At 69.8% G+C, this 23,888-nt stretch carries 31 protein-coding genes; 19 read left to right on the top strand and 12 right to left on the bottom strand.

Features of this window, described 5'->3' with window-relative positions:
- Positions 1-28 precede the first annotated feature (28 nt).
- Positions 29-256, top strand: coding sequence for a hypothetical protein (locus tag ABD143_RS31355; protein ID WP_343985187.1), 228 nt, complete (start codon positions 29-31; stop codon positions 254-256).
- A 450-nt stretch (positions 257-706) separates the two neighbouring features.
- Here ABD143_RS31355 and ABD143_RS31350 read toward each other — a convergent pair whose 3' ends face one another.
- The gene (locus tag ABD143_RS31350; protein WP_343985185.1) at positions 707-1,294 is read right to left on the bottom strand and encodes a hypothetical protein; all 588 of its coding nucleotides are present in this window, start codon (positions 1,292-1,294) and stop codon (positions 707-709) included.
- Positions 1,295-1,594: 300 nt separating this feature from the next.
- Positions 1,595-1,834: a hypothetical protein gene (locus ABD143_RS31345; protein ID WP_343985183.1), complete on the bottom strand. Its 240-nt coding sequence runs from the start codon at positions 1,832-1,834 to the stop codon at positions 1,595-1,597.
- A gap of 98 nt (positions 1,835-1,932) precedes the next feature.
- Here ABD143_RS31345 and ABD143_RS31340 point away from each other — a divergent pair, with 98 nt between their 5' ends.
- Positions 1,933-2,193, top strand: coding sequence for a hypothetical protein (locus ABD143_RS31340; RefSeq protein ID WP_343985181.1), 261 nt, complete (start codon positions 1,933-1,935; stop codon positions 2,191-2,193).
- Positions 2,194-2,245: 52 nt separating this feature from the next.
- On the opposite strand, the gene ABD143_RS31335 is transcribed toward ABD143_RS31340, so the two are convergent.
- Positions 2,246-3,196: a DUF4331 family protein gene (locus ABD143_RS31335; protein WP_343985180.1), complete on the bottom strand. Its 951-nt coding sequence runs from the start codon at positions 3,194-3,196 to the stop codon at positions 2,246-2,248.
- A gap of 273 nt (positions 3,197-3,469) precedes the next feature.
- Positions 3,470-4,156, bottom strand: a complete 687-nt coding sequence (locus ABD143_RS31330; RefSeq protein WP_343985178.1) for a TioE family transcriptional regulator — start codon at positions 4,154-4,156, stop codon at positions 3,470-3,472.
- Between the two features lie 91 nt (positions 4,157-4,247).
- On the opposite strand from ABD143_RS31330, the gene ABD143_RS31325 reads away from it, so the two are divergent.
- The 3 genes from ABD143_RS31325 (at position 4,248) to ABD143_RS31315 (ending at position 7,258) form a co-directional block, all read left to right on the top strand.
- Positions 4,248-5,423: an erythromycin esterase family protein gene (locus tag ABD143_RS31325; protein ID WP_343985176.1), complete on the top strand. Its 1,176-nt coding sequence runs from the start codon at positions 4,248-4,250 to the stop codon at positions 5,421-5,423.
- Positions 5,424-5,570: 147 nt separating this feature from the next.
- A complete protein-coding gene (locus ABD143_RS31320; RefSeq protein ID WP_343985175.1) occupies positions 5,571-5,741 on the top strand; it encodes a hypothetical protein in 171 nt (56 codons plus the stop codon).
- 995 nt (positions 5,742-6,736) lie between these two features.
- A complete protein-coding gene (locus ABD143_RS31315; protein ID WP_343985173.1) occupies positions 6,737-7,258 on the top strand; it encodes a hypothetical protein in 522 nt (173 codons plus the stop codon).
- 91 nt (positions 7,259-7,349) lie between these two features.
- Here ABD143_RS31315 and ABD143_RS31310 read toward each other — a convergent pair whose 3' ends face one another.
- Complete coding sequence (locus ABD143_RS31310; protein ID WP_343985171.1) at positions 7,350-8,171, bottom strand: hypothetical protein; 822 nt, start codon at positions 8,169-8,171, stop codon at positions 7,350-7,352.
- A complete protein-coding gene (locus ABD143_RS31305; protein WP_343985169.1) occupies positions 8,162-8,986 on the bottom strand; it encodes a hypothetical protein in 825 nt (274 codons plus the stop codon). The genes ABD143_RS31310 and ABD143_RS31305 overlap by 10 nt, the downstream gene beginning before the upstream one ends.
- Positions 8,987-9,108: 122 nt before the next feature.
- Between ABD143_RS31305 and ABD143_RS31300 the strand changes: the two genes are divergently transcribed.
- The 3 genes from ABD143_RS31300 (at position 9,109) to ABD143_RS31290 (ending at position 10,052) form a co-directional block, all read left to right on the top strand.
- Positions 9,109-9,489: a hypothetical protein gene (locus ABD143_RS31300; protein ID WP_341333634.1), complete on the top strand. Its 381-nt coding sequence runs from the start codon at positions 9,109-9,111 to the stop codon at positions 9,487-9,489.
- A gap of 153 nt (positions 9,490-9,642) precedes the next feature.
- Entirely contained in the window at positions 9,643-9,852 is a 210-nt protein-coding gene (locus ABD143_RS31295) for a hypothetical protein (RefSeq protein ID WP_343985167.1), read from the top strand.
- The gene (locus ABD143_RS31290; RefSeq protein WP_341333632.1) at positions 9,843-10,052 is read left to right on the top strand and encodes a hypothetical protein; all 210 of its coding nucleotides are present in this window, start codon (positions 9,843-9,845) and stop codon (positions 10,050-10,052) included. The genes ABD143_RS31295 and ABD143_RS31290 overlap by 10 nt, the downstream gene beginning before the upstream one ends.
- A gap of 29 nt (positions 10,053-10,081) precedes the next feature.
- Here the strand turns inward: ABD143_RS31290 and ABD143_RS31285 are convergent, their stop codons facing one another.
- On the bottom strand, positions 10,082-10,252 hold the full coding sequence (locus ABD143_RS31285) for a hypothetical protein (RefSeq protein ID WP_343985164.1): 171 nt from the start codon (positions 10,250-10,252) through the stop codon (positions 10,082-10,084).
- 22 nt (positions 10,253-10,274) lie between these two features.
- On the opposite strand from ABD143_RS31285, the gene ABD143_RS31280 reads away from it, so the two are divergent.
- The 6 genes from ABD143_RS31280 to ABD143_RS31255 are packed head-to-tail and all read left to right on the top strand — an operon-like array spanning position 10,275 to position 14,934.
- Positions 10,275-11,489, top strand: coding sequence for an FtsK/SpoIIIE domain-containing protein (locus tag ABD143_RS31280; protein WP_343985162.1), 1,215 nt, complete (start codon positions 10,275-10,277; stop codon positions 11,487-11,489).
- Positions 11,489-11,704, top strand: a complete 216-nt coding sequence (locus ABD143_RS31275) for a hypothetical protein (protein ID WP_343985828.1) — start codon at positions 11,489-11,491, stop codon at positions 11,702-11,704. Before ABD143_RS31280 ends, ABD143_RS31275 begins: the two co-directional genes overlap by 1 nt.
- A complete protein-coding gene (locus ABD143_RS31270) occupies positions 11,701-12,267 on the top strand; it encodes a hypothetical protein (RefSeq protein ID WP_343985160.1) in 567 nt (188 codons plus the stop codon). The genes ABD143_RS31275 and ABD143_RS31270 overlap by 4 nt, the downstream gene beginning before the upstream one ends.
- Positions 12,264-13,595, top strand: a complete 1,332-nt coding sequence (locus ABD143_RS31265; protein ID WP_343985158.1) for a replication initiator — start codon at positions 12,264-12,266, stop codon at positions 13,593-13,595. Before ABD143_RS31270 ends, ABD143_RS31265 begins: the two co-directional genes overlap by 4 nt.
- Complete coding sequence (locus ABD143_RS31260; RefSeq protein WP_343985156.1) at positions 13,592-13,774, top strand: helix-turn-helix transcriptional regulator; 183 nt, start codon at positions 13,592-13,594, stop codon at positions 13,772-13,774. The genes ABD143_RS31265 and ABD143_RS31260 overlap by 4 nt, the downstream gene beginning before the upstream one ends.
- The gene (locus ABD143_RS31255) at positions 13,774-14,934 is read left to right on the top strand and encodes a tyrosine-type recombinase/integrase (RefSeq protein WP_343985154.1); all 1,161 of its coding nucleotides are present in this window, start codon (positions 13,774-13,776) and stop codon (positions 14,932-14,934) included. The genes ABD143_RS31260 and ABD143_RS31255 overlap by 1 nt, the downstream gene beginning before the upstream one ends.
- On the opposite strand, the gene ABD143_RS31250 is transcribed toward ABD143_RS31255, so the two are convergent.
- The 5 genes from ABD143_RS31250 to ABD143_RS31230 form a co-directional block, all read right to left on the bottom strand.
- Positions 14,855-15,814, bottom strand: a complete 960-nt coding sequence (locus tag ABD143_RS31250; RefSeq protein ID WP_343985152.1) for a TRADD-N-associated membrane domain-containing protein — start codon at positions 15,812-15,814, stop codon at positions 14,855-14,857. The two genes, ABD143_RS31255 and ABD143_RS31250, sit on opposite strands and share 80 nt — an antisense overlap.
- A 313-nt stretch (positions 15,815-16,127) precedes the next feature.
- Positions 16,128-17,201, bottom strand: a complete 1,074-nt coding sequence (gene ychF, locus ABD143_RS31245; RefSeq protein WP_343985150.1) for a redox-regulated ATPase YchF — start codon at positions 17,199-17,201, stop codon at positions 16,128-16,130.
- Positions 17,202-17,225: 24 nt separating this feature from the next.
- A complete protein-coding gene (locus ABD143_RS31240; protein ID WP_343985148.1) occupies positions 17,226-17,930 on the bottom strand; it encodes a LuxR C-terminal-related transcriptional regulator in 705 nt (234 codons plus the stop codon).
- The gene (locus ABD143_RS31235; protein WP_343985146.1) at positions 17,873-18,343 is read right to left on the bottom strand and encodes a sensor histidine kinase; all 471 of its coding nucleotides are present in this window, start codon (positions 18,341-18,343) and stop codon (positions 17,873-17,875) included. Before ABD143_RS31235 ends, ABD143_RS31240 begins: the two co-directional genes overlap by 58 nt.
- Positions 18,344-18,449: 106 nt before the next feature.
- On the bottom strand, positions 18,450-19,256 hold the full coding sequence (locus tag ABD143_RS31230) for a sensor domain-containing protein (RefSeq protein WP_343985144.1): 807 nt from the start codon (positions 19,254-19,256) through the stop codon (positions 18,450-18,452).
- 125 nt (positions 19,257-19,381) lie between these two features.
- On the opposite strand from ABD143_RS31230, the gene ABD143_RS31225 reads away from it, so the two are divergent.
- The 5 genes from ABD143_RS31225 to ABD143_RS31205 all read left to right on the top strand — a co-directional run bounded on the left by ABD143_RS31225 (position 19,382) and on the right by ABD143_RS31205 (position 23,667).
- On the top strand, positions 19,382-19,972 hold the full coding sequence (locus ABD143_RS31225; protein ID WP_343985142.1) for a class I SAM-dependent methyltransferase: 591 nt from the start codon (positions 19,382-19,384) through the stop codon (positions 19,970-19,972).
- Positions 19,954-20,727 (top strand): hypothetical protein, encoded by a 774-nt coding sequence (locus tag ABD143_RS31220; protein WP_343985140.1) that lies wholly within the window; start codon positions 19,954-19,956, stop codon positions 20,725-20,727. Before ABD143_RS31225 ends, ABD143_RS31220 begins: the two co-directional genes overlap by 19 nt.
- On the top strand, positions 20,657-21,880 hold the full coding sequence (locus tag ABD143_RS31215; protein ID WP_343985138.1) for a phosphotransferase: 1,224 nt from the start codon (positions 20,657-20,659) through the stop codon (positions 21,878-21,880). Before ABD143_RS31220 ends, ABD143_RS31215 begins: the two co-directional genes overlap by 71 nt.
- 590 nt (positions 21,881-22,470) lie before the next feature.
- Positions 22,471-23,232, top strand: a complete 762-nt coding sequence (locus tag ABD143_RS31210) for a DUF998 domain-containing protein (RefSeq protein WP_343985136.1) — start codon at positions 22,471-22,473, stop codon at positions 23,230-23,232.
- 18 nt (positions 23,233-23,250) lie between these two features.
- Complete coding sequence (locus ABD143_RS31205; RefSeq protein ID WP_343985134.1) at positions 23,251-23,667, top strand: DUF6223 family protein; 417 nt, start codon at positions 23,251-23,253, stop codon at positions 23,665-23,667.
- The last annotated feature ends 221 nt before the right edge of the window (positions 23,668-23,888 follow it).

The raw sequence follows: 23,888 nt of genomic DNA, 5'->3' as shown, positions 1-23,888 counted from the left end.
GGAAGGCAGATCAATCTACGGTCGGTGAGTGTCAGATCTCGGCGGCATGTCGCAAGCCGAGTTGATCGCTGCCATCCGCAAGGTGGAGGGCGAACGCGACGAGTCGCTCAGACTGTCGGGCCGGCTGCTGGCGGCACTGCACGACGTTCACGGCCTGTCGTGGCCGCAGATCACCAGGCTGACCGGCATCTCTCAGACCACGGCGCACCGCCGTGCTCAGCCGTACTTGTCTGCCGACGACCCCGAGGGGGCGTAGACCCCGGCCCGGTGGGTGCCTGTTGAGGCACTCACACGCCGAAGTCGGCGACGCCATAGATCAGCGAGTAGGTGTTCGTCTGGGGACGACACCGGATCGACTTTCAACGAGTCCGCGCCGAGGATTGCGGTGGTTCCGGTCAGCGGGTAGCGGTCGATGGCGAACGGCAGGCGATTCGGCCAGATCCGGTCACCTCGTACTGCCACTGCTCCAGCGACTTGCCCTGCACGTCGCGCATGGCGAGGCTGCCCCGTGCCGGTGCTGTCGAGCCGGGTTCTCAGGTTGGATCGGCCTCGCGGTCAGGATGATGTACGCCTCCCAGGTGTTCGCCTTCGCGTGGCTGCATAGCTCATCCCAGCCCTTGGCCGCCTCGGTCGTCGCGAACCTGGCTTCCCATCCATTCGGACGACCTGGCGGACTGACACGATCCCCCCGCTTCGCCGGCACCGCTCAGCACTCATCGGGGCCAGGCACTCGGCCGAAGTCTCCGACAACGGCCCCGGTCAGGTTGCGGTGCAGCTCAGGGTCGGCGTGAATCGCCGCTGTTGCCTTCCACTCACTGACGGTCCGCGTGAACAAGCCCCACTCGCCAAGCTCCGCGCAGGCCTCGGTCGCCCTGGTGAAGTCGATCGTGAACTGGGCAAGTTCCGAGGAGGGTAAGACATCAAGCCAGGGGAACTCGTCGCGCAGGGCTGCTGCCACCCCGGAGGGGCTGAGTGCCTTCAGCGCCATGCGCAACGCCCGTGCCGCCGTGACAGCGCCCTGCTCGGCAGCCACAGCTCGGTCTTCGCGCATGAGGACCAACGGCACCCCGTCGCGGCGACGCACCCGCACGGGCGCATCGTCAGCCTTCGCGGCCACACTCTTGGGATCGCGCTGCACATCGCTCCACTGAACTTCCGTCCCCGCCACAGGATCCATCCTGAACTTATTCATAACGCATCGCAAGGTGGGATCACCGACAGGCGGTGCAAACGCGGTCAGGCCGATGCCGGGGGCCGCGACGTCGTTGGGGTCCTGACGGAGCGACCGGTCCACTGACGAAGGCCTCCCGCTAGGCCTCCGGCCGCTCCGCATGGCGAGCGGCCAGGGTGACCAGGCCCGAGCCGGCGTTCAGCTCGCGTCCATGGGTGGCGGCGCGTGCTCGTTTGGCAGCGCGGCCTCGCCGGGGCCGGCGTCCTCGCCACACTGCCCGTCCGCGGCGCACTCCCCCTCTCGGGGCTGCGCAGTCCGCCCACCACCAAGGGCGGACGCCAGGCGTGTCAGTCCCGGGCGCCGACCTGCTCGAACGCCCGGTACATCGCCTGCGTTGCCTCTTCCTGCGAGTCAGCACGGACATCAAACGCTCCCGGCATCCGCGACCGGGTACAGCTTGCCGGGCCGCGCCTTCCGGGCCGGCTGCTCCTCGCCGTCCACGAACCAGGCGACTGGATGCCTAGTTCCGAGTTGGCCGACCATGAAGCGGGTAACCGTGGTTGCCAGCACCCGCCAGTCTCGCGACCGGTCCTGTGCGTACTGACGAGCCTCGTGCTCGTCGAGGAAGACGATCTCGACGGCGCCGAGGTCGTCGGGCCGCACCCAGTGGACCGTGAACACGGTGGCCCGGTCGGCTGTGATGGCGCTCCCGAGCTGTTGGGTTTCGACTCTCGAAAGCCAACACGACGAACACTCGATCTATGGACCCGGAGAGGCTTGCCGAGCTTGCTGGTCTGCTCGCACGCCCGACCGCAGACCTGAGCGATGACGAGCTTGTCCATGCGGTCCGGCTCGCCGATGAGGACCGGGACGCCGCACGTGAGCGGGTGGGACGCCTAATCGCCGCGCTCTACATGCGTCGCCGGGTCTCCTGGCCGAAGCTGGCAGAGCTGACCGGCGTCCCGTTCGGGACGGCTCACGGTCTCGCCCGCCCGTACATCCAGCCCGACGAGAGGGCATGAGCACTCCGTCGCTCGTTTATTTAGACCTCAGCGCTGGCGACGTGGCCTCGGGTCAGGTGTGCGGCGGCCCCAGGTAGGGAAACTCGGCCAGGAGATCTTTGTGCGGCTCGAGGCCTTGAGAGCCGACCCTTCCATGCGTCAGCCATGCCCAACGCCAGCTGAAGACGTCGTTGGTGAGGACGCGGCCGTTGGGATAGGCGGCCGGTTGGGCGCGGTTGTAACGGAGGATGTCCGGCAGCATCTGCAGGGCGGCGGCCTCGGCCTCCTCGGGCGGGTAGCCGTTCTCCTGCAGGAGTCTCAACCACGGCACAAGGTAGTTCTCCACGTCATCAGCGGGTTGCCGGGCGTTGAATTCGGCTTTCTGACCGTCCGGGGTGATGAACGGGTTGATCGTTGGATTGCCGCCGCGGTCCATCTGCACCAGGCTGCCGTCGCGGCGCACGCTGATCGTGGCCCAGACGCCGATCATCGGATCGGCGCCGAGCATGTCGTTCGGCGCTTCGAGCGCGATGGACAGGACGTTCTTGTCGCCGAAGGTGTCGTGCCCGGTCCACCGAAAGTCGTGCAGGGCGCCCTCGACGTCGGCGAAGAACGGATCACTGCGCACCCCGAAGAACAGCCGGGATGGGCCGGCCTGGACGGACTGTGCAGTCGCGTCGAAGCCGACCGGCGTGGCGGCGACGAGCACGTCACCCGCAGGTTCGGGCTGGCGTGCCTGACTGCCGGTGACGTAGTAGGCGGTCGCGGTCTGCGTGCCGTTCTCCGGCTCCGAGAACACGAACGAGAACGCGGCGTCAGCGTGCGCGTCACCATCGTTGTCGATGTTGATCCGGTAGACCGCGTCGGGGTGGAAATCTGGTCTGGTCAAGAACGTGTCGCAGTCCATGATCAGCACGGTCTTCCCGGGGTCGTCCGGCGACGTGAATGCGAAGAGGTCGGTGAGGTCCAGGCGCGCATCGTCACCGGGAAACGTCAGATTGTCCGCGCTGAAGTGGTTCGACATGCCAACTCCTGCAGATTCCAGCTCTTGGTCGTCTCGAAGACCCGGCCGGCGACGCGACATCCGGCGACGGCCGGCCATTTCGACGCTTCCATGCGCTGTCCGGGGATCGCCTCATCCCCGGCGGGTGATGCGAGCGGTGATCGAGGTCGCAGGCACCTCGAAGACGATGCAGCACGAGGCGCAGCCGGCGCGATCACGGCTGCTCGGCGGTGTTCCAGTTCCTACGAACTGAGACGCCGGACCGTCCCCGTTTGAGGCACCCGTGACTTGGACTCAGTAGGGCTCGCGGGCGCGGAGGTACGCGTCCAGGTCGGCGGCGCCCTTGAGCATGGCGCGGCCCCGGGCGGACAGGCGGGCCTGCCAGTCGCGCAGGGTCGACTCCAGTGGGGCGACGCCTCCGGCGGAGCGGACTTGAGCGATCAGCGGGGCGATCTGCTCCAGTAGGTAGCCGCCCCGCCTGAGCTGGTGGGCCAGCCGGACGTTCCGTACGTCGGCCGCGCTGTAGATCCGGTAACCCGTCTGCGGGTCACGGCGCGGCCGGACCAACCCGGCGTTCTCCCATTTGCGCAGGGTGGCGGGGCGAAGGCCGAGCCGTCTGGACAGGGGGCCGATGAACGTTTCGCCGCGTTCCTGCGGCACAGGCGCCAGATCGCCGAGCGCAGCTTCGACGGCCTGGAGGGTGCGGCGGTCGTCGAGGAGCTGGCCGTGGCTCTCGTCGATGAGCCGCAGCGCGTCCTCGGTGGCACCGCGGTTGACCGCCTGCATGATTGACGTGGCCGTCTGGTGACCGTGCCCGGGGACAAGGGCGAGGAACGCGCGCAGGGCTTGCGCGTGCAGCGGCGTGTAGGTGCGGTAGCCGGTGACGGTGCGTTCGGCGGCGGGCAGGATGCCGGCGTCCTCGTAGTTCCTGATCGCCTGGGTGGACAAGCCGTGCTCGCGCGCCAGGTCCACTGGCCTCATGAATGCATCATCGATTGAAGGTCCATCGCGTATAGACCGGGGATTTCCCGGACAAAGTTTACACCGAGGGTTCAGCGATACCGTTGAAGGCATGGATATCAAGGACACGGCCCGGTTGCTCGATGGCGCGGGCGTCTCGGCGTTCCTCCGGTCGCTTCCCGCCCGGCCCCTGCTGCTCGGCCTGGGCGAGGCCAGGCACTTCGTGGGGGAGCTGGGCGAGTTGCGCAACGAGATGTTCCGGCATCTGGTCGAGCACGAGGGCTACCGGTCGTTCGCCATCGAGAGCGACTGTCTCATGGGCCTCGTGGTGGACGACTACATCACGACGGGCGCGGGCACACTCGATGACGTCATGGAACGCGGCTTCAGCCATGGCTTCGGCACGTCACCGGCCAACCGCGACATCTTGCGCTGGATGCGGGCGTACAACGAGGGGCATGACGAAAAGCTGCGGTTTTTCGGGTTCGACGGCCCTCTGGAGTATTGGGCGGCGAGCCCTCGCCAGGCGCTCACCGCGCTCTACGCCCTCCTCGACGGCCCGCTCCCCCGCACCGTAGTCACCAGGGAAACCCTCGACACGCTGCTGGGCCCGGACGACCGGTGGTCGAACGAGGCCGCGGCCATGGATCCGTCCCAGTCGATCGGCCAGTCCGCCGACGCCCAGCGCCTGCGGCTGATCGCCGACGACCTGGTGGCGCTATTCGACACGCAGGCGCCGCAGCTGAGCGCGCAGGACAGGGAGCGGGCGGCACTGTATGGGCGCACTGCCACCGGCCTGCTCCGCTATCACTACTGGATGGCCGACGCGTCCCCGGCACGGTGGACCCGGCTGTCGGCCCTGCGGGACGCGATGATGGCCGCCAACCTGCGTGCCGTAGCCGAGCACGGCCCGGCTCTGGTCTTCGCCTCCAACCTCCACTTACAGCGGAACAAGAGCTTCATGTCGTTCGGCGACCAGCAGCTGGAGTGGTGGAGCGCGGGAGCGATCACCGGGTCGCATCTGGGCGACCGGTACGTCTTCCTGGCCTCCGCCTTCGGCACGGCCGGCGACAACACCCCGCCCGCGGACACCGTCGAGGGCATCCTGTCCACGCTCCCGTGGGACCACTCTCTCATCGACGCCCGCCGTCTGGCCGAGGCCATCACAAAGCCCGCCACGCGCATCTCCCACGATTTCGCCTATTTCCCCCTGGACCCGGCCCAGCTCGACATGATCGACGGCGTCGTCTTCCTCAAGCAGGCGGTCAGGCTGGGTTCGCTGGGTTGACAGGGCGCGTGCGTGTCAGGCTGTTCTGACATGCACGCGCATCAATCACGATCCATGCCCGCGCCCTCAGCGAAGGCAGCGCCCGGGATCGCCAGGTGATTGCTGCTGTGCGGGCTGGTCGACGGCCCCCGGGTTCACGGGTGAAGCATGAATGAGGTGTCGGACTCGTTGACGGTGCGTGGGGCCGCAGCGGCCCGCCAGCCTTCGGTGAAGAAGATCACCGACCGCAAGCGGTTCTTCGTCACCGACACCCTCGATCAGCTGCTCACCGTCGTGGTCGCGACCGCCTCGGTGCAAGACCGCCGTGCAGCACCCTGAACTCGTGAGACCACGTCAGATAATGCTGGGAAAACGGCGCCACTGACCGCTGGAGGTCACACTGACCAGGCCAAAGGGGCCTGGCTCAGACGTAGAAGCGGAACGAGTCGGCAGGTCGCGCCCACCTGCCACGACTCCCCCGACACCGGTACTGACCTGCGCGAACGCTGCTCGGCGCTTGTCGCTGTTCTCCGCTGCCGGTGGGTGTCCTGACGAACGATTGACGAACGGGCCGGCCCACCGATCTTGACCCACTTCGGGGCTCGTGCGGCATCCCGTCGACCTGCGCAGCCCCAATCGCGCGGTGTCCCGGGCACAGCTGGCCGAGGGAGGTCGACGACGGGGTGCCGCACCCAGCCTAGGCTGCAACACGATCTGACAGCACGAAGCGACGCGGGAGGTGCACCGGATGGCGACAACCGAGACGTTCGGAACGACGGCCAGCTCCGAGGTGGAGGCTCTTGAGTTTGTAAACTCAAAAGCATTGAGACACTTCGGGCGGACGCCTTTTCGACTCGACACCATCAGTGCTGAACCGTTTGAGACGGATGGTAACGGCGTCGTAGTTCGATGGACTTATCAGATAACAGCGACTGCGGAGTAGAGACCACACGTTCAGCGAACTTTCGCTGTTGCGGAGACATCTGCTTGGGAATCAGCGTGTGGGGGCGACGTCCCGGTCCTGACCTGCGCCGCGTCCCGGTCTGGGTACCCCGTCGTTGACCGCTGCTGACTGCTCGTAATGGCCCGTGAATGGCCCGTGAATGGCCCGGATCTTCTCCCCACGCTGGGAGCTGGTGGTGATCTCCTCGCGGCGCGGGTGGAACCCTGCCGGGCCGAGGGGTGGGGTGCAAGGCACGTCGTCCCGCCTTGTGGCCCGCCCCTCGGTCTGGCTGCCGTATCGGCGTGCCGTGAGGAGATCACCACCCCGCCGCACTCCCCCGGATCTCTGAGCGGTGCCGGGGTTCGGGCGGAGCCCGCGTAAGGTCTGCGAGATGACTCCGCCGGGTCAGGATCCCGACGTCGAAGCCGCCGTCTCCTGCCGTATGTGTGGCTGGGCGATCCCGGAGCCTGACCAGTGGCGACACGACCCACAGGTGCAGAGCGAACCATGCCCAGACTGCGGCTCCATCTCGTGGTTGGTTGACCTACACGGGTCCGACCACGCGCAACTGCACGAGTTCATCGGCCTGCGGGGCAAGGCGCCGGGCGTGAAGAGACCTCGATTCGAGCTGCAGGCCGGAGATCAACTGTCGGTTGCAAGCGGGCGCTGGGTCCGCAAGCGCCGGCTGATCGATCGCGACGGAGACTGGTACGAGGAGACGGTCGTTGATCCGTCCACCGGCGAGACCGTCCATGAGACCCGAGAGCCGTTGAGCGAGCACTGGGGCCACGGTTCTGCCAAGTCTGTGGCTCAACGCGGCGACGACGAGCTATCGGGCGGGCTGGCCGCGCGCGGGCCGGAGGCAGGAGCGCGCGAGCCAAGCCCGCCCGCGCCGCCGGAGGCGGCGCCTTGAACAGGTAGAGAAAGTCTGAACCCCGCGGCCTTGGGCTACGGGGAACTGCAGGTCAGCTGCGTGCGGAGCAGCCATGCAGCGAGGCGCGTGCTCAGTTGATGGGTGACGGCGCGGGCTGCTGCCAGGCGAGGATGGTCTTGTCGTCGTGGCGCTTGGATCGGGGCATCTCGATGCCGTCCGGATCTGCCTCGGTCTCCCACTGCTGCGCGCTCTTGAGGAACGCGGTGAGCTGATCGTTGTCCTGGTTCACGATGAGGTCCCACTGGCCACCGAGCCGGTCGACGTGCTTCTGGGCTCCGTCGGTGGCGAGCACGACCCAGGAGACCGCGTCCCGTTGGAACGAGCAACTCACCAGCTCATCAGCAGCCGCAGGATCGGCCTCTGCGATCCAGTAGCCCCCGGGCCGGTTTCGGTGCGGGAACTCGCTGCGCTGCAGCTCGCGTAGACGGCCGCCGTGCTCGGAACCGAAACCACTCCCCCGCCGCAGGTGCTCGCGGTAGGCGCGGCGCTTGTCAGCTCCGATGCGGGCGAGCCGGTCGTCGGACAGTCGGCTCGTGGTGCCGTCCGGGTGGCCGATGACAGCTGTGCTGTCGCCAAGGGCCGCCACCTCCACCAGCGCCTCCCCCACTCGCAGCATCAGAACAGTGGACGAGGGCGCCGCGCCGGGCATCAACCCGAGTCGGTCGACCGTCTCGGCGAGAGCCTCGCGGAGCTGCTCGCGGAGATCGCCGTCGTCCACGCGGGTGAGCAGAGCCGGGAGCAGCACGTCGACGTAGTCATCGGCAGGCGGGGCCTCCGGGCTGTACGAGCTGGCGCCGTCGAGCACGACCGCGGCTCGCGCGCTCGTCCCCCACCGGTCCTGTCCCGGCGGGTCCCCGCCAGGAAGCGATGCAGCGGCGACGGTCAGGCCCATGGTCGCGGGGCCACGAGGACGTCGCTGGACTTGGGCGTGAGGCCGTCGAACTCGGCGGTCACGGCCATGCTGAAAGACTCGTCGGGGTGCGCCGCGTACAGCTCGGCCAGGTGTTCGGTGAGGTAGTGCGCGGCGCCGATCGAGCCGAGCGCGTGAACACCGGCAATGTGCGTGACGACCTGGCCGTCCCGGACGTGGCGGGCGAGGTAGGCGACGTCGGCCCGGCGGGGCTCGGGGTCGTCCAACGCGGAGCCGAACCGCTCCCCCGTCGCCTTGTCCACGATGTACCAGCGGCCCCCGTCGGCGATGGTCATGCCGAGTACCGGGTCCTCGCTCATCAGCGCGTTGCCGATGTGCGCCGACGCCGGGCCACACACCACGATCGCGTCGTTGGCCGGCTCCCACTCCTGGCGCGGGTCGATGACCAGCCGCTCGGCGGTGAACGCGAGCTGCTCGGCTTCCGCGATCAGGTGCGCGCCCACCGCGTCGTCCTCGGCGGCGATGACCATGTCCTCGCGCTCCAAGATGCGCCGGCCGACCACCGCGACGTCGAGCGGGCCGACCCCGAAGAACGCCCGGTGCGCGGGCGGTGCGCTGTTGCGGATCTGCGTGATCCGGCCCTTCGTCAGCCCGAACGCCTTGGCGACCTCGGTGTAGCTGCCGCCGAGCTGGTCCCGCGCCTCCTCGATCGCGGCCCGACGCAGCCGCGCCAGTTCCACCGAGCGCTGCTGGTAGGTAGCCAGGAGCTCGGTAGCCCTGCGCCCTCGTCGCACCGGGTCAGGCTCCCGGCGCAGGCGTTCGAACTCCTCATCCACGCCCGCGAGTTTAGGCCCCTTGACAAGTAGGCTCGCCGCGGACCATCGTCGGTTTAGCCCCCTCAACGTCACTGCTTCAGATGTTTAGGGGCCTACACGGACCGATCGAAGGAGCAAGAGCGATGCGAGACATTCCGGTGAACCTCGGCGGCTACAAGCTGACGATCGTGGAGCCGCCCGCCCCGAAGATGCGCGATGACGTCAACGGCGCCCAGATCCCGGTGACCGACCGCGACGGCGCCACCCAGTTCACGGTGTCGCTGTTCGCGAAGCTGCGGGCCAAGCCGGGCGAGCGGGCCCCGAAGGGCGAGGAGATCAAGGTGACGCTGGCGACCGATCCCGGCCCGGACTTCGGGGAGGACGTGCGGGTCGAGCTGATCGACGTCCGCGTGTCCCCTTACCAGCTCGAGTCCGCGGGCCGGGTCAACTCCGGGCTCGCGTGGCGGGCGATGGGCCTCAAGCACGCCTCGGCCCCGGCGCCGCGCCCGAGCAGCGACAAGTAGCAGCCCGGGCCTGACGGCCCACCTCCCGGCGGCCTGATCGGCCGCGCTCGGGGACGGGGCAGCCGACCCCTCATTGATCGGCGAAATAACCGCAGTTCCGCAGTGGCTGCCCCCTGCCCGAAAACAGGCCACCCCCGGAACCGGAGGCCCCTGATGACCACCACCGCGACCACGACCGCCGTCTGCGGCGGCTGTTCGGGCTCCGGCTCGTGCGACGTCTGCGACGGCTACGGCACCACCCCGGACACCTCCCCCGGCGCCGGTGACGGCCGGGACTGCCCCGGCGACGGCATTTGTCCCGTCTGTCACGGCACCGGAACCCCCTGCACCGCCACCACTCCCGAGGAGACGACATGTCCCTGACCGCCACCGAGAAGCCCGTCCGGCACGGCCGGGTCCGTCAGCCCGCGAACGGCGTCGGGCGCCTCGTGCGCCGCCTGGACCGCGAGCGCCGCCGGTTCCTGCACGCCACCACCCCGGAGGTCCCGACCGAGCAGGCCTGGCGCGCCGGGGTCGCCGAGGGCCTGCGCCTGGCCCAGCTCGCCATCCGCAAGGGAGTCTGATCATGGCCCGCCCGCTGCACCGCCCGTCCCTACGCCACGCCGAAGCACACCACCGCCCGACGGTCCGGCACTCCTCCCGCCCGGTCGGCGGCGAGTTCCGCGGCCTGGCCTGGCTGGCCCGCCACCCCCTGTTCCTGCTCGTCCCCACCACCCTCGTCGCGGCCGCGGTGCTCGTCGGCCCGGTCCCGGCCGCCGATCACTATCGGCGCGCTGCTGCTGGCCGTGGTGGTGTGGGGGCGGCTGCACCCGCCCACGTTCGACCGCCTCGCCGCCCCCACCCTGCGCGCAGCCTGGCGGCGCTGGACCACCTACCGCGGCCGCCGCTGGGCGGCTCTGCTCGCCGACTGCGGCCTCGCGAGGGAGAACCACCACACCGGCCGCATCGACGCCCCACGGGTACTGCGGGTCCGCTCGGCCACGCGCTCGATCGACACCCTGCGGGTCCGTCTCACCCGCGGCCAGGACCTCACGCTGTGGGCGGGGCGCACCGAGACCCTCGCCGACGCGATGCGCGCCCACCGGGTCGCCGTCACCCGTCACCGCCCCGGCGTGCTCACCGTCGTGGTCGAACGACAGATGCCCTTCACCCTGCCCATTCCCGCACCGGTCATCCCCGCGGAGGCCGACGCCGTAGACCTCGCCGCGCTCCCGGTCGGGGGAGGACGAGTACGGCCACCCCTTCACCCTGGGCGTTCCCGGCCGTCACGTCCTGGTGGCCGGCGCCACCGGCTCCGGGAAGGGCTCGCTGATCTGGGCGCCCCTGCGCGCGATGGGCCCGCGATCCGCGACGGCTTGGTGCGGGTGCACGTGATCGATCTGAAGGGCGGCGCCGAGACCCATCGCGGAGCGCCTTTGTTCCACCGCCACGCCACCACCCCGGCCGAGGCCATCGCCGTCCTGACCGCCGTGCGGGACGAGATGAAGGCCCGCCAGGCTCACATGGCCGCCCACGGGCTGCGGCGCCTCGACGTCTCCCCAGAGACCCCGCTGGACCTGGTCGTGATCGACGAGATGGCGATGCTCACCGCTTACGGGGAACGCGGCGACGTCCGCGAGGCCCTGCGCCTGCTCGCCGAGATCCTCACTCAAGGACGGGCCTGCCTCACCTCGGTCATGGGTTACGTCCAGGAACCGTCCAAGGACGTCGTCGACGTCCGCGAGCTGTTCCCCACCCGGATCTGCCTCGGCGTCACCGCTAGCTCCCACGTCGACATGGTCCTCGGTGAAGGTGCCCGTGAGCGGGGCGCGCTGGCCGATGAGATCCCGGGCGACCCCGCCCACGCCGGGATCGGGTACGTGATCGACCAGCGCTCCCGGCTCCCGATCCGCTTCCGCGCCTGCCTGGTCACCGACGACGAGATCGACGAGCTCGTCGCCCGCTGCGCCCCGCCCGCGCCTCCCGCACTGCGCACGGTCGAGGACGGGGAGGCGGCGTGATGTGGGCCGTCACCGGATGGGCCGCCGCCACCTGGCTGCGCGTCACCCTCGCCCTCGCCGCCACCCTCGGAGTGCTCTGGCTCGTATTGGGCACCGGGTCTGGCTGGTTCTGGGCCGCCGTCGTCGGCGCCGCCCTGATCGAGTGGAAGACGACCCGCGCGCTGGCCACTGAATGGGGCACTGAGGCCCGGTACTCGTGGTGGTGGTCCCGATGACCCGCCTGTTCCACCGGGAGTCGGCCGGTCAGGGCTTGTTGTTCGACGACGAGATCACCGACCGCGTCCTGCGGGACGCCCACGATCCAGGGTTCGTCTTGGTCGGGATCGGCGAGGCCGTGCACACCCGCCACATCGGCACCCGCGCCGCCGAACACGCCCTTCCCGTCCGCCCCGACGTCGCCGCCACCGTGCATCACCTCCTCAGCGCCGGGCGCCTCGTCCACGGGTCCCGGGTCACCGTCACCGTCGACGGCCGCACCGAGCCCGAAGCCGCCACCACCGTCGACGTCGCCCCTATCGCGAGCACCGACGCCCAGCCCGGGGACCGGGTGCGGGTCTTCGTCGACGTTGTCCGACCCGGGCATGGCCTGGTTACCGCGGATGAGTTCTCCGGCGCCATCGTCCGCGAGAACGGCAGCTACCTCGTCGAGACCAGCGCCGGGGAGGTCATCGGGCGGGCCCGTTCCTACCGGGCCGGCGCCGAACGCCTCGCCCGCCACTACGGCCTGCGCGCCGACCCCGTCGAGATCGAACACGAACACGAGGCCTACCCCCGATGAGCGACCTGGACCTGACCCACCGGCTGCGCTCGTTCGACTACCCGACCTGGCGGGCCCGCATGGAAGCCACCGGCGGCTGCGCCCACCCCGTCCGGCTCCGCGGCTCCTCCACCATCACCACCTCCGACGGGCGCGTCCTGGTCCAGCGCACCGGGGAGGTCTGGGCACCGTGCGGGAACCGCCGCGAGACGGTCTGTCCGTCCTGCTCGGACCGCTACGCCGCCGACGCCTTCCACCTCATCCGCGCCGGACTCGCCGGAGCCGAACGCGGCATCCCCGCCACCATCACCGACCGGCCCCGGCTCTTCCTGACCTTGACCGCGCCGTCGTTCGGACCCGTCCACACTCGACGGCTCACCGCCCGCGGCCGGGTCATCCCGTGCGCCTGCGGAACGCACCATCGCGACAACGACCCGCAGCTCGGCGGCGCGATCGACCACGACAGCTACGACTACACCGCCGCGGTGCTCTGGCAGGCCCACGCCGGGAAGCTCTGGCACCGCTTCGCCATCGCCCTGCGCCGCGCGCTCGCCGCTCGGCTTGGGGTCTCCGGCCGCCGGTTCGGCCAGGTCGCGCGGCTGTCCTACGCCAAGGTCGCCGAATACCAGCGCCGCGGGCTCGTCCACTTCCACGCCGCGATCCGGCTCGACGGCTCGGACGGACCCGCCGACCCGCCGCCCGCCGGGCTCACCGCCGAGGCCCTGCGCGACGCCGTCCACGAGGCAGCCACCGCGACCAGCCTCGACACCACCCAACCCGACGGCACCACCCTCACCCTGCGCTGGGGCGCGCAACTCGACCTGCGCGAGATCACCCCCACCGCCCACGACTCCGTCACCGACGAGACCGGCGAGATCACCGACAGCCGGTTGGCCGGCTACATCGCCAAGTACGCCACCAAGGGCACCGGCAAGACCGACGGCCACCCCGACCGCCCCATCCGCTCCCTCGCGCACCTCGAGCGCATGACGCTGGCCGAGCACCACCGGCGGCTGATCGAGACCGCCTGGCACCTCGGCGGCCTGCCGCAGTACGCGGAGCTGAACCTGCGCAAGTGGGCTCACATGCTCGGGTTCCGCGGCCATTTCCTCACCAAGAGCCGCGCCTACTCCACCACCTTCCGCACCATCCGTGGCGACCGCCGGGCCTGGCGCCTCGCCGAGCAGCTCGACCAGCTCGGCCACCCCGCCGACGACCCGGTCCTCGTCATCAACGACTGGCACCTCGTCGGCATCGGCCACCACACCGACACCGACCGCGAACTCGCCATCGCCCACGCCGAACGCAACCGGGAACAGCGCAGGACCACCACCGGGAGGCCGTCATGACCGAACAGCTCTGGGGCATCAAGGACGTCGCGGACTACCCGCGGGTTCCAGTCCAGACGCTCTACCAGTGGCGCGGCCGGGGCTACGGACCTCGCGGTATCCGAGTCGGTCGCCATGTCCGCTACAGGCCGGAAGACGTCCGCGCCTGGGTCGCCTCGCTCGTCCATGAGGTTGCGTAGTGGCCAGCATCCGGAAGCTGCCGAACGGACGCTGGCAGGCCCAGTACCGCCCCTACCCGGGCGGGAAGCAGGTCACCCGGACCACGCAACGCAAGGTCGACGCGCAACGGTGGCTGGACGAGCAGACGACGGCCCTGGTCACCGGCAACTACGTCGACCCGAACGCCGGCCGGGTGAGCTTCGGCGACTACTTCGAGCGGTGGGCCGCCCGGCAGCTCTGGGCGCCCGGTACGGAACGTGCGATGAACCTCGCCGCCCGCTCCGTGACGTTCTGGGACGTCCCGATGCGGTCCCTCGTGCGGTCGCACATCGAGGCGTGGGTGAAGACGATGCAGTCCGCTGATCGCGGGCTGGGTAAGCCTCAGGGGCTCGCGGCGGGCACCATCCGAACCCGCTTCAACAACGTTCGGGCTGCGCTCCGAGGTGCCGTCAAGGACCGGATCATCGCGGCGGATCCGAGCGAGGGTGTCCGGCTCCCGCGCGGCCGCCGCTCCGACGTCGCGATGGAGCTGCCGACTGCGCTGCAGGTCCGCGCGCTCCTCGACGCCGCGGATCGTGACTTCCGCGCGTTCGTCGCTCTCTGCGCGTTCGCTGGGCTGCGCCTCGGCGAGGCTGCGGCGGTCCAGGTTGGCGACATCGACTTCTCGGGGCGGACGCTTCTCGTCCGCCGCCAGGTCCAGCGCGAGCGCGGTGGGGGCGTCGAGATCCGGTCACCAAAGTACGGCAGCGAGCGGACCGTCTACCTCGCCGACGGCCTGGTCACCATCGTCAAGGCCCACATCGCCCGTCTGTCCGCCCGCGGCGCCGAGCATTGGCTGTTTCACGGCGACAATGGAAACCCGCCGCACCAGAACACGGTCGGCTACTGGTGGCGCAAGGCTCGTGAGGCGGCGGGCAGCCCGACGATCAAGCTGCACGACCTGCGGCACTTCTACGCGTCCGGCCTAATCGCGGCGGGCTGCGATGTGGTGACTGTCCAGCGCGCACTTGGGCACTCAAGCGCGACCGTCACGCTGAACACCTACGCGCACCTCTGGCCAACGGCAGAAGATCGCACACGATCTGGTGCGTCATCCATGCTCACTGAGGTCCTTGCCGAAATGGCTTACGCAGAAATCGCTCCATCCTTCCACGAGGCTGAGCAGTCGAAGCCGAGCTGATTTCCTTGGCATTCGAAATGCCACTGTCTAGCAGCTGGCGCCCCTGACTCCCGGTCGCTCCACCGGCCATGCCGAGATCACTACCGATCTCAGATTGGGGTGACACAATACGCAGCGTATGCTTTAATAGCTCAGCGAAGTACACTTCGCGAGAGGAAGCATCAACCTGGGTCGCGACTCGCTCAGCCGCCAACAAGTAGCTCGTCGTAAGCGGCTGCTGCCAGTAACTGTACAACTGCTGAATGGCGCGATCTTGAGCCACAAAGAACGTCTTCGTGATGTAGCCCGAGAAGATTCCTCCGAGGCCCGCTAAAGAAGCAGTCACGATCTTGGTCGTCATATCCGGGCTCAGAATAGCGATGACAGCGCCCGCAATAAGCAAAACGAACCCCGCCGCAATTGCTAGCTGACTGTTTCGCCCAGCAACGCGAGCTTGCGTGGTAGCGATGGTGTGATAGAGCACCATCTGATCGCGATTAAACTTCAGCATAGCCGGCAGAGATGTGTCAGTCAGCTCACGAAGCCGCTCTTCCTCCGCCTTACGCTCCTGCTCCAGTGCCATCTCGGGCACGAAGTTAACTAGGTCTTGATTATACTGGAATGCACCGATTCCTGCCAGCGTTACCGCGATCAGGCCCCCAGCGATCGCAGTGGCGAGGACGAAATCTGCCGGCAAGGCAAATGCAAATCTGCCAAACGCGATTAGTATGCCCGTCGCGCATGCGGTACTGGCCGCCAGAACATAGAGAAAAAATCTGCGAGTCCGACACTTGCGCCCGATAGCCGAAAGTTCGAACTCATGAATATTGCGATTCTTCGAAACAAGGAGCGCTTTTACAACGTTCGACGCAAGCAACGTCGTATCCAATATGCCCAGCATCTCTTGCCGCTCCTCTTGACCGGTCGTACCAGAACTACCGTCGCGAGCACGTGCATCGGCGTTACACGTCCGCGGGAGGACCGCGACAGATGTCCAGCTACTCGGCATATGGACGCCAAAGTCGACCGACTGCCCGGACTACGCCCTAGCTCAAGCCTTGGATATGACCGTGGCCGCTGAGTCTCACGGCCAACCCCATCGAGTCCGCGAGTCGGCCCGATCATTCGACAACCGTCACAGGCTCTGCCTACTGACGAACGACTGACGAACGGCGGGACTGCTTGGTCCGCTGACCAGGCAAGACAGCCCGGTGTCAGACGTTAAAGCGGAACTCCACCACGTCACCGTCGGCCATGACGTAGTCCTTGCCCTCCATTCGCACCTTCCCCGCCGCCTTGGCCGCGTTCATCGAGCCCGCCTCGACGAGGTCGTCGTAGGAGACGATCTCGGCCTTGATGAACCCGCGCTCGAAATCGGTGTGGATCACCCCGGCCGCCTGGGGCGCCGTCGCGCCCTTCTTAATCGTCCAGGCCCGCGATTCCTTCGGCCCTGCAGTCAGGTAGGTCTGCAGTCCGAGCGTGTGGAACCCGGCGCGCGCGAGCGAGTACAACCCCGGCTCGTCCTGGCCGATCGACTCCAACAACTCGCGGGCCGACTCCTCGTCCAGCTCCAGCAACTCCTCCTCGACCTTCGCGTCGAGGAACACCGCGTCGGCCGGGGCCACCAGCTCGGCCAGCTCCTTGCGCTTCGACTCGTCGGACAGCACGCCCTCGTCGGCGTTGAAGACGTACAGGAACGGCTTGGTGGTGAGCAGCGTCAGCTCGCGCAGCGGCTCCGGGTCGACGCGCGCGGCGAACAGGGTGGTGCCGCCGTTGAGCAGCTCGACCGCCTGCTCGGCGGCCTCCAGCACCGGGCGCCGGTCCTTCTGCATCCGCGCTTCCTTGGTCAGGCGCGGGACGGCCTTATCCAGCGTCTGGAGGTCGGCGAGGATCAGCTCGGTGGAGATCGTCTCGATATCGCCCGCCGCGTCGATGCGGCCGTCGACGTGCACGACGTCCGGGTCGTCGAAGACCCGCACGACCTGGCAGATCGCGTCGGACTCGCGGATGTTCGCGAGGAACTTGTTGCCCAGCCCCGCGCCCTCGGACGCCCCCTTGACGATGCCCGCGATGTCGACGAACGACACGGTGGCGGGCACGATCTTCGCCGAGGAGAAGATGCGGGCGAGCACCTCGAGCCGCGGGTCGGGCAGGGGCACCACACCGACGTTCGGCTCGATCGTCGCGAACGGGTAGTTGGCGGCGAGCACGTCGTTGCGGGTCAGCGCGTTGAACACCGTCGACTTGCCCACGTTGGGAAGGCCGACGATGCCGAGGGTGAGTGACACGAGATACCAGGGTAGTCGCGTCTCTCATCTCACCGATGGATCCCCGCCTGGCGGCGTTGATCCGTCGGACATGCTTTGGCCCACTGCCTGCAGGTACGCGAGCACGGCCAGCACGCGGCGGTTGTCGTCGTCGGACGGCGGCAGGCCCAGCTTCGTGAAGATGTTCGTGATGTGCTTGCCCACCGCCTTCTCCGTGACGAAAAGCGCCGCCGCGATCGCGGCGTTGGAACGGCCCTCGGCGACGAGTTCCAGCACGTCCCGCTCCCGTGGGGTCAGGGTCGCGATCGGCGCGGCGCGGCGGCCGAGGAGCTGGCCGATCACCTCCGCGTCCATCGCCGTGCCGCCCGCCGCCACCCGCCGCACGGCCTCGACGAACTCGTCGACGTTGCCGACGCGGTCCTTGAGCAGGTATCCGACCCCGCCGGCCTGGTCGGCGAGCAGCTCGCGCGCGTAGAGCTGTTCGACGTACTGGGAGAGCACGAGCACCGGGAGACCGGGCACCTCCTTACGCGCCGCGACGGCCGCCGCCAAGCCCTCGTCGGTGAACGTCGGGGGCAGGCGCACGTCGACGACGGCCACGTCGGGGCGGTTGCGCAGCAGGGCGTCGCGCAGCATGGGGCCGTTGTCCACAGCCTCGACGACGGTGAAGCCGTTGGCGCCGAGCAGCCGGATCAGCCCGTCGCGGAGGAGGACGTGGTCCTCGGCGATGACGGTCCGGAGAGGACGCACGGCAGCTCCATCGTGATCTCGGTCGGACCGCCGGGCGGGCTCGCCACGCGCAGTGTGCCGTCGAAGGCGGCGAGGCGGCGTTCGATGCCGCGCAGGCCGGTGCCGCGGGACGGGTCGGCGCCCCCGCGCCCGTCGTCCGCGACGACGACGCTGAGCAAGCCGTCCGCGTACGAGGCGCGCAGCCAGGCCCGGGTGGCGTGCGCATGCCTGCCGACGTTGGCGAGTGCCTCGGTGGCGGTGAAGTACAGCGCCGACTCGACGGGCGCGTCGGGGCGGCCCCGGAGATCCACCCACACCGCGACCGGGACCGGGCAGAGCAGCGCCGCTGCCTCCAGCCCGCCGGCCAGCCCGCGGTCGGCTGGGAGGGTCCTGAACGACTCCGCCCGTAGCGAGCGGCGTCCAGGTGGGTGCATCGCATCGGGTCACCTGACGCGGAGGGCCGATACCGCTGTTGTATCGGCCCGAACGTCCAACGCCGCGAGGTGCCCGCCTGGGCGGCGCGCAGTAGGGCCGAGTTGTTCAGGGCGCTCCCAGCACCGGCGGGTGGATGCCGCGGACGAGGTCGCGCAGCTCGGCGAGCGCCCGCCCGGCGTCGGCGCGGGCCTCATCCAGCAGCTCGCCCGCGCGGCGCGTATCTGTGTGCAGAGCCTGTGCCGCGAGCCCCAGCGTCATGCCGACGGCGGCGAGGCGGGCCTGCGCCCCGTCGTGCAGGTCGCGTTCGATCCGCCGCAGCTCGGCGGCCTGCGCGTCGACGGCGGCGGCTCGGGACTCGGCGAGCTGCTCGACGCGCTTCGCCAGCACCGCGTCGGACGGGGCCAGCAGCACCCGCGCCAGCAGCGCGAAGCCGCACACGACCCACGGCACGGTCCACCAGACGACCGCAGCACTCACCACGACGGGCAGTGTGAACACCGACAGCGGGCCGTTCGAGGCGATCACAGCGCCCGAGACGACCGCGGCCAGCATGTACCCGACCCAGAGGACGATGACCCCGCCGAGGCCGTGCACGACGAGCCACACCGCGTCGCGGCCGTTCTGCTGGTCGCGCAGGCACGCCACCAGGTCGCGCCACGCCCACCCGGGCTCCGATGTGTAGGCACCGGTCAGCCGCACACCGAGCACGCTGCCGGCCTCCCGCCGGTGCACGTCGGCCAGCGTGCGGGTGGCGCGCAGCGACCCTGCCACGACGGGAACGCCCATCCCGAACAGCGGCACCAGCACCAGCCCGACGAGCAGCGTGCAGAACAGCAGGAGCGCGAGCAACGACGTGCCGACGAGACCAAATAGGCGGACGGCAGCACGGAGCCACTCCCGCACTCGGGTCACGGCCACCAGTCTGACCGATCACCGCAACTGCTTGCGGTAGGCCTAGCCCCACCCCCACCATCGGGTTGTCCCGCCAGTGGATCAGCGGTCCAGCCCGATCGTTTTCACGCCTGGGGGGAAAGAGCATGATCAGCGTGACGACGTATGCAACCTTCCTACGCCGGGCGCTGCGCGAGCCGGCCATGATCGGGGCGCCCGCCCCGACCGGAGCAGCGCTCGCCGCGGAGATCGCGGCCGTGGTACCGAGCACGACCGCGACCACCGTGGTCGAGCTGGGGCCCGGCACCGGCCCCATCTCCCCCGTCGTCCGCGCACGGCTCGCCCCCGGCTCGCGCTACGTGGCGGTCGAGCTGGACGCCGAGCTCGTCGCGCACCTGCGCCGCACGCTTCCGTGGATCGAGATGCTCCACGGTGACGCCGCCGACCTCCGCACGCTGCTCGCCGACGCGGACGTCGGACCGGTGGACGCGGTCGTCTCGTCGCTGCCCTGGACGCTGCTCCCGCCCGCCAAACGCCGCGACATGCTCGCCGAGATCGCGGCCGCGCTCGCCCCCGACGGCGTGTTCGCGACGATCAGCACGCTGACAGCGCTCCCGGCGCTCGTCCGCAACCTCCGGGAGGACCTCGATGCGAGATTCGAGGAGGTGGTCGCGACGCGTCCGGTGTGGCGCAACGTCCCGCCGTCGCGGTTGTTCGTGTGCCGGCGCCCGCGCTGATGGAGGTGCTCACAGCGGTGCTGGACGCCGTTGGTGCGCTGCCGGTCCCCGCGGTGCTCGCGGTCGCAGCGGTGCTGCTCGTGGTCGAGAGCGGCACTCTCGCCGGGATGGCGCTGCCCGGCACCACGCTCCTCGTCGCGCTCGGGCTGTGGTCGCACGCCGTTCCGGATGCCCTCCTGGCTGCCGTCGCGGTGGGTGCGGCGGCGACCGTCACCGGCGCGCACCTCGGCTGGTGGCGCGGGCAGACGCGACGAGGGCGGCCCGCCCTCGAACCGCCCGCGTCACGCGGACGGCGGGCGGTGCACGCTCGGGCCGAGCAGGCCCGCGGGTGGCTCGCCGAGCGCGGGCCGGTCGCGACGGCCGCCCTGCTGGCGTGCGGGCATTGGGCCGCGGCGGCGCGGCCGATCATGCCGCGGGTCGCGGGCGGCGCGGGCGTGCCGTACCGGATCGCCGGCCCCGTGCTGGTCGTCTCCGGCTCCGCGTGGGCCACGACGCTGGTGGTGCTCGGCAACCGCGTCGGCCCGCACGTGATGACGCACGCCGGGTGGGCGCCGATCGTGGTCGTCGTACTGCTGATCGGGGCGCTGACGCTGCGCGCCCGCGGCGGCCGCCGGGGAGAGGTGGATGAGGGCGGTCTCATCGACCTCTCATGCCTGCTCCACAACCGGTCCACATCCTGGCCGGATGCTCCTCGCCCCGATCGAACCCTGCTGGCCGGGCGCCCTCTCCCTGCTGCTGGGCCCGGACGCCCCTGAGCTGCTCGCCGTCGCCGTCGGCGCCCACGGCGGCCGGCTGCGCCGCCTGCGCGCCGCGTCCGTCACCGTCCAGCCGACCGGAGCCGCCGTCGTGCTGTACGAGGCCCACGTCGAACGCGCCGACGCCACCGTGACTCGCGAGACGCTCGCCGCGACCACCGGTGACCACATCCCGCCAGGCGCGGCGCTGCTCCACGGCCAGGGCACCGTGGTCGGCGTCTGGCGCTGGCCGCAGGACCCGGCGCTCCCCGCCCTCGAGGTCGCGGCCGACCCGCACCGGCTCGCCGAGACGCTGAGTGCGGCCGGCGTGCGCCGCACGGCTCTCCCGCATTTACGGGTGCGCGCCTACCGGCCCGGACGGCGGGCGGTGCTGGAGATCAGCGAGGGTGGCCCCCGGCTCTACGCGAAGGTGGTGCGCCCGTCCGCGGTTGCCGCACTGCGCGCCCGCCACGACCTGCTCGCCGAACACATGCCTGTGCCGCGTCCCCTCGCCTGCACTCCGGACGGGCTGCTCGTCATGCCGGAGTTGCCCGGCACCCCGCTGCGCGCCCTGCTCGACGGGGACATCCCGCCACCCGGCCCGGCCGCGCTCACCTCACTGCTCGACACCCTCTCCGTCGGGCTGCTCGAGTTCCCCGGCAGGCGCACGCACCTGCAGCGGGTGCGGCACTTCGCCACCGTGCTCGCGCTCACCGCCGTCACCGCGCCGGAGGATCGCGACCGGCTGGGCGCCCTCGAGGCCGCCCTCATCGGCGTCGAGCCAGGCAAGCATCCGGTCGTGCCAGTGCACGGCGACTTCCACGAGGGCCAACTGCTTGCGCGCGCCGGCACCGTCACCGGCCTCCTCGATGTCGACACGGCGGGACGCGGACACCGCATCGACGAGTGGGCGACACTGCTGGCCCACCTGTCGGTGCTCGCCCTGCACGTCCCACGGCCAGGGCCGGTGCGCCGCTACGGCGCCGCCCTGCTGGCCGCGGCCGAGCAGGCCCACCCATCCGAGCAGGTCCGGCCGCGGATCGCCGCCGCCGTGCTCGGACTTGCCACCGGCCCGTTCCGCGTGCAGCAGGACCGCTGGGCGGCGCACACGCGCGCCCGGCTCGCGCTCGCCGAGCGCTGGCTGGAGGAGGGTCCTGAACAACTCCGCCCGTAGCGAGCGGCGTCCAGGTGGGTGCATCGCAAGTCGAGCTCGACACCCTGGACCGCCGTCCGAAGTGCTGTCTATCCCGCCTTATCCGCATGAGCCATGGCGCATAGCACCCGAAGCACGTCTATCGGGACGTTGATCCCCGATTGCTGGCCCAGGGTGGGCTGGGTTCGGTCGCGGGCTGGCGGGTGGTGAGCAGACCGGCAAGGAGCCGGAGGACTCGAATGTCGAGGTCGTCGAGAGTGCCGTCGACGACCTCGACGGGCTGCTCTTCGGCTCATCGTGGGCGCGGGCCGCTGGTCGGTCGACGCCGCCTCACATCACCATGGACGAAGCGCGATCCAGCCAGGTAATCGCTGCAGTAGCCCAGTCGGATCTGGGGGATCCGTCTGTTGCTCGCGTTTCCATTGGGGTGCGACGGCGGTCGGATGCTGTGAGGCCTGGTTGTGGGGCTACCGCAAACGGATGAGGACGCCTACCACTGGCGGCTGACCGTATACCCAGCGGATCAGGGCGAAGACACGTCCGCCGTCCGACGCACGGACCCAGCCCGGCGACCAGGATCGTTGCCACAAAGCGTCGCCGATCGGAGGGGCATGATGGCGAGACGGACGTTGCCGACACGGGCGCTGCTGGCCTGCGGCGCCGTGGCCGGCCCGGTATATGTGACGGTGGCGATGGCCCAGGCGCTGACCCGCGACGGGTTTGACCTGGCCCGGCACCGTTTCACGGCGCTGACCGCTGGAGACCTGGGCTGGATCCACAAGTCGAACATGCTGCTGGTCGGGGTGCTCACGGTGCTGTTCGCGGTCGGGGCCGCACAAGTGCTGCGGACGGGCCGGGGCGCGGTGTGGGGACCGCGGTTGCTCGGGCTGTTCGGCGTGGCCTACGTCATCGGCGGCGCGCTTACCGCGGACCCGGTGGCCGGCTTCCCGCCCGGCGCCGCATCAGAGATGGTGCAGACCACCTGGCAAGGGGCTGCCCAGAACGCCTCGCGGGGGGCCAGCACTTTCCTCCTCATCGCAACAAGCGTGGTGATCGCGAGGCACTTCGCCGCCACCGGACGCCGGGGATGGGCCTGGTTTTACGGCCTCTACGGAGCCGCCGTCCCGGTCGTGTTCGCGGCCCTCATCGCCGTCAAATCCGCCGTTGGCGGCTACCCCTACGCCATCGCAGTGGTCTTCCTCGTGACGCCCTGGATCTGGGTGACCATCCTCGCGGCGCACCTATACGGACGGGAGTCGGGCAACGAGGTGATGTTTCCGGATACGGCACCGGCGGCAGCGCGAAGTGCCCACGTCAGCAGGACGACCGGCGGCGGGTCCAGCGGACACGATTCTGGCGACGTCCAGTCATAGGAAGAGAAGGCGCACCTCATGTCCGTCCTATTTGTGCTTGCCGCACCGGCGGCCGCGCAAGTCTGTACGACGCCGGCAGAATGCGCGGGCCAGGGTGTCGATACTTTCATCGGTACCCCCGAGCGAATCTGGGCCAGCGTGGCCGCACTGGTGGCGCTGGTCGGCGTGGTCATCGGCGGGCTGGCGCTGCGCGCCGTCCGTCGTATCGGCAACGGCGGGAGGAAGGGGGGCATCGTGGCCCTGGTAGCGGGGCTGACCGGCGCGGTCAACGGCGCGGTGAATCTGGCCGTCGCCGATGGTGGTCTCGGCACCGGCAACGGAGTAGCCGGTGGCGCCTTGGCCCTGGTGCTTGGGCTGATCGGCGCGATCCTCGGCGGGCTGGCTCTGGCCCGCTCCCGCCGCACCGAGCTGACTGTCGACCGGCTGACTGGCTGACCGCAGCGAATACGAGCGCGCGTTCGGGTCTACCGACGCCCCTGCCAAGTCCCAGCCCGCCGTAGCGTCGCCGTCCCAGCCTCGTGCCCGGTAGCTGCCCTCAACCGCTCCGACAGACAGCAGCCGTCCGTCACGACCAGATCATCCACTGTGGACTCCTGGGCGTGTCATGGGCGAGATTCTCAGCCCGTGCTGGTGCGAGCACGTGAGCGCGGCGAGCT

It is taken from the genome of Pseudonocardia aurantiaca (assembly GCF_039526725.1).
In the GTDB taxonomy this organism is placed as follows: Bacteria; Actinomycetota; Actinomycetes; order Mycobacteriales; family Pseudonocardiaceae; genus Pseudonocardia; species Pseudonocardia aurantiaca.
Note: the sequence above shows the minus strand (reverse complement) of the source record. Positions and strands in the feature narration are given on the sequence as shown.

Coding starts and splice junctions, on each gene's coding strand:
- ABD143_RS31340 (WP_343985181.1), top strand. CDS start 1,933: ATGGACCCGGAGAGGCTTGCCGAGCTTGCTGGTCTGCTCGCACGCCCG.
- ABD143_RS31335 (WP_343985180.1), bottom strand. CDS start 3,196: ATGTCGAACCACTTCAGCGCGGACAATCTGACGTTTCCCGGTGACGAT.
- ABD143_RS31330 (WP_343985178.1), bottom strand. CDS start 4,156: ATGAGGCCAGTGGACCTGGCGCGCGAGCACGGCTTGTCCACCCAGGCG.
- ABD143_RS31325 (WP_343985176.1), top strand. CDS start 4,248: ATGGATATCAAGGACACGGCCCGGTTGCTCGATGGCGCGGGCGTCTCG.
- ABD143_RS31320 (WP_343985175.1), top strand. CDS start 5,571: ATGAATGAGGTGTCGGACTCGTTGACGGTGCGTGGGGCCGCAGCGGCC.
- ABD143_RS31315 (WP_343985173.1), top strand. CDS start 6,737: ATGACTCCGCCGGGTCAGGATCCCGACGTCGAAGCCGCCGTCTCCTGC.
- ABD143_RS31310 (WP_343985171.1), bottom strand. CDS start 8,171: ATGGGCCTGACCGTCGCCGCTGCATCGCTTCCTGGCGGGGACCCGCCG.
- ABD143_RS31300 (WP_341333634.1), top strand. CDS start 9,109: ATGCGAGACATTCCGGTGAACCTCGGCGGCTACAAGCTGACGATCGTG.
- ABD143_RS31295 (WP_343985167.1), top strand. CDS start 9,643: ATGACCACCACCGCGACCACGACCGCCGTCTGCGGCGGCTGTTCGGGC.
- ABD143_RS31290 (WP_341333632.1), top strand. CDS start 9,843: ATGTCCCTGACCGCCACCGAGAAGCCCGTCCGGCACGGCCGGGTCCGT.
- ABD143_RS31275 (WP_343985828.1), top strand. CDS start 11,489: ATGTGGGCCGTCACCGGATGGGCCGCCGCCACCTGGCTGCGCGTCACC.
- ABD143_RS31270 (WP_343985160.1), top strand. CDS start 11,701: ATGACCCGCCTGTTCCACCGGGAGTCGGCCGGTCAGGGCTTGTTGTTC.
- ABD143_RS31265 (WP_343985158.1), top strand. CDS start 12,264: ATGAGCGACCTGGACCTGACCCACCGGCTGCGCTCGTTCGACTACCCG.
- ABD143_RS31260 (WP_343985156.1), top strand. CDS start 13,592: ATGACCGAACAGCTCTGGGGCATCAAGGACGTCGCGGACTACCCGCGG.
- ABD143_RS31250 (WP_343985152.1), bottom strand. CDS start 15,814: ATGCTGGGCATATTGGATACGACGTTGCTTGCGTCGAACGTTGTAAAA.
- ABD143_RS31235 (WP_343985146.1), bottom strand. CDS start 18,343: ATGCACCCACCTGGACGCCGCTCGCTACGGGCGGAGTCGTTCAGGACC.
- ABD143_RS31225 (WP_343985142.1), top strand. CDS start 19,382: ATGATCAGCGTGACGACGTATGCAACCTTCCTACGCCGGGCGCTGCGC.
- ABD143_RS31215 (WP_343985138.1), top strand. CDS start 20,657: ATGCTCCTCGCCCCGATCGAACCCTGCTGGCCGGGCGCCCTCTCCCTG.
- ABD143_RS31210 (WP_343985136.1), top strand. CDS start 22,471: ATGATGGCGAGACGGACGTTGCCGACACGGGCGCTGCTGGCCTGCGGC.
- ABD143_RS31205 (WP_343985134.1), top strand. CDS start 23,251: ATGTCCGTCCTATTTGTGCTTGCCGCACCGGCGGCCGCGCAAGTCTGT.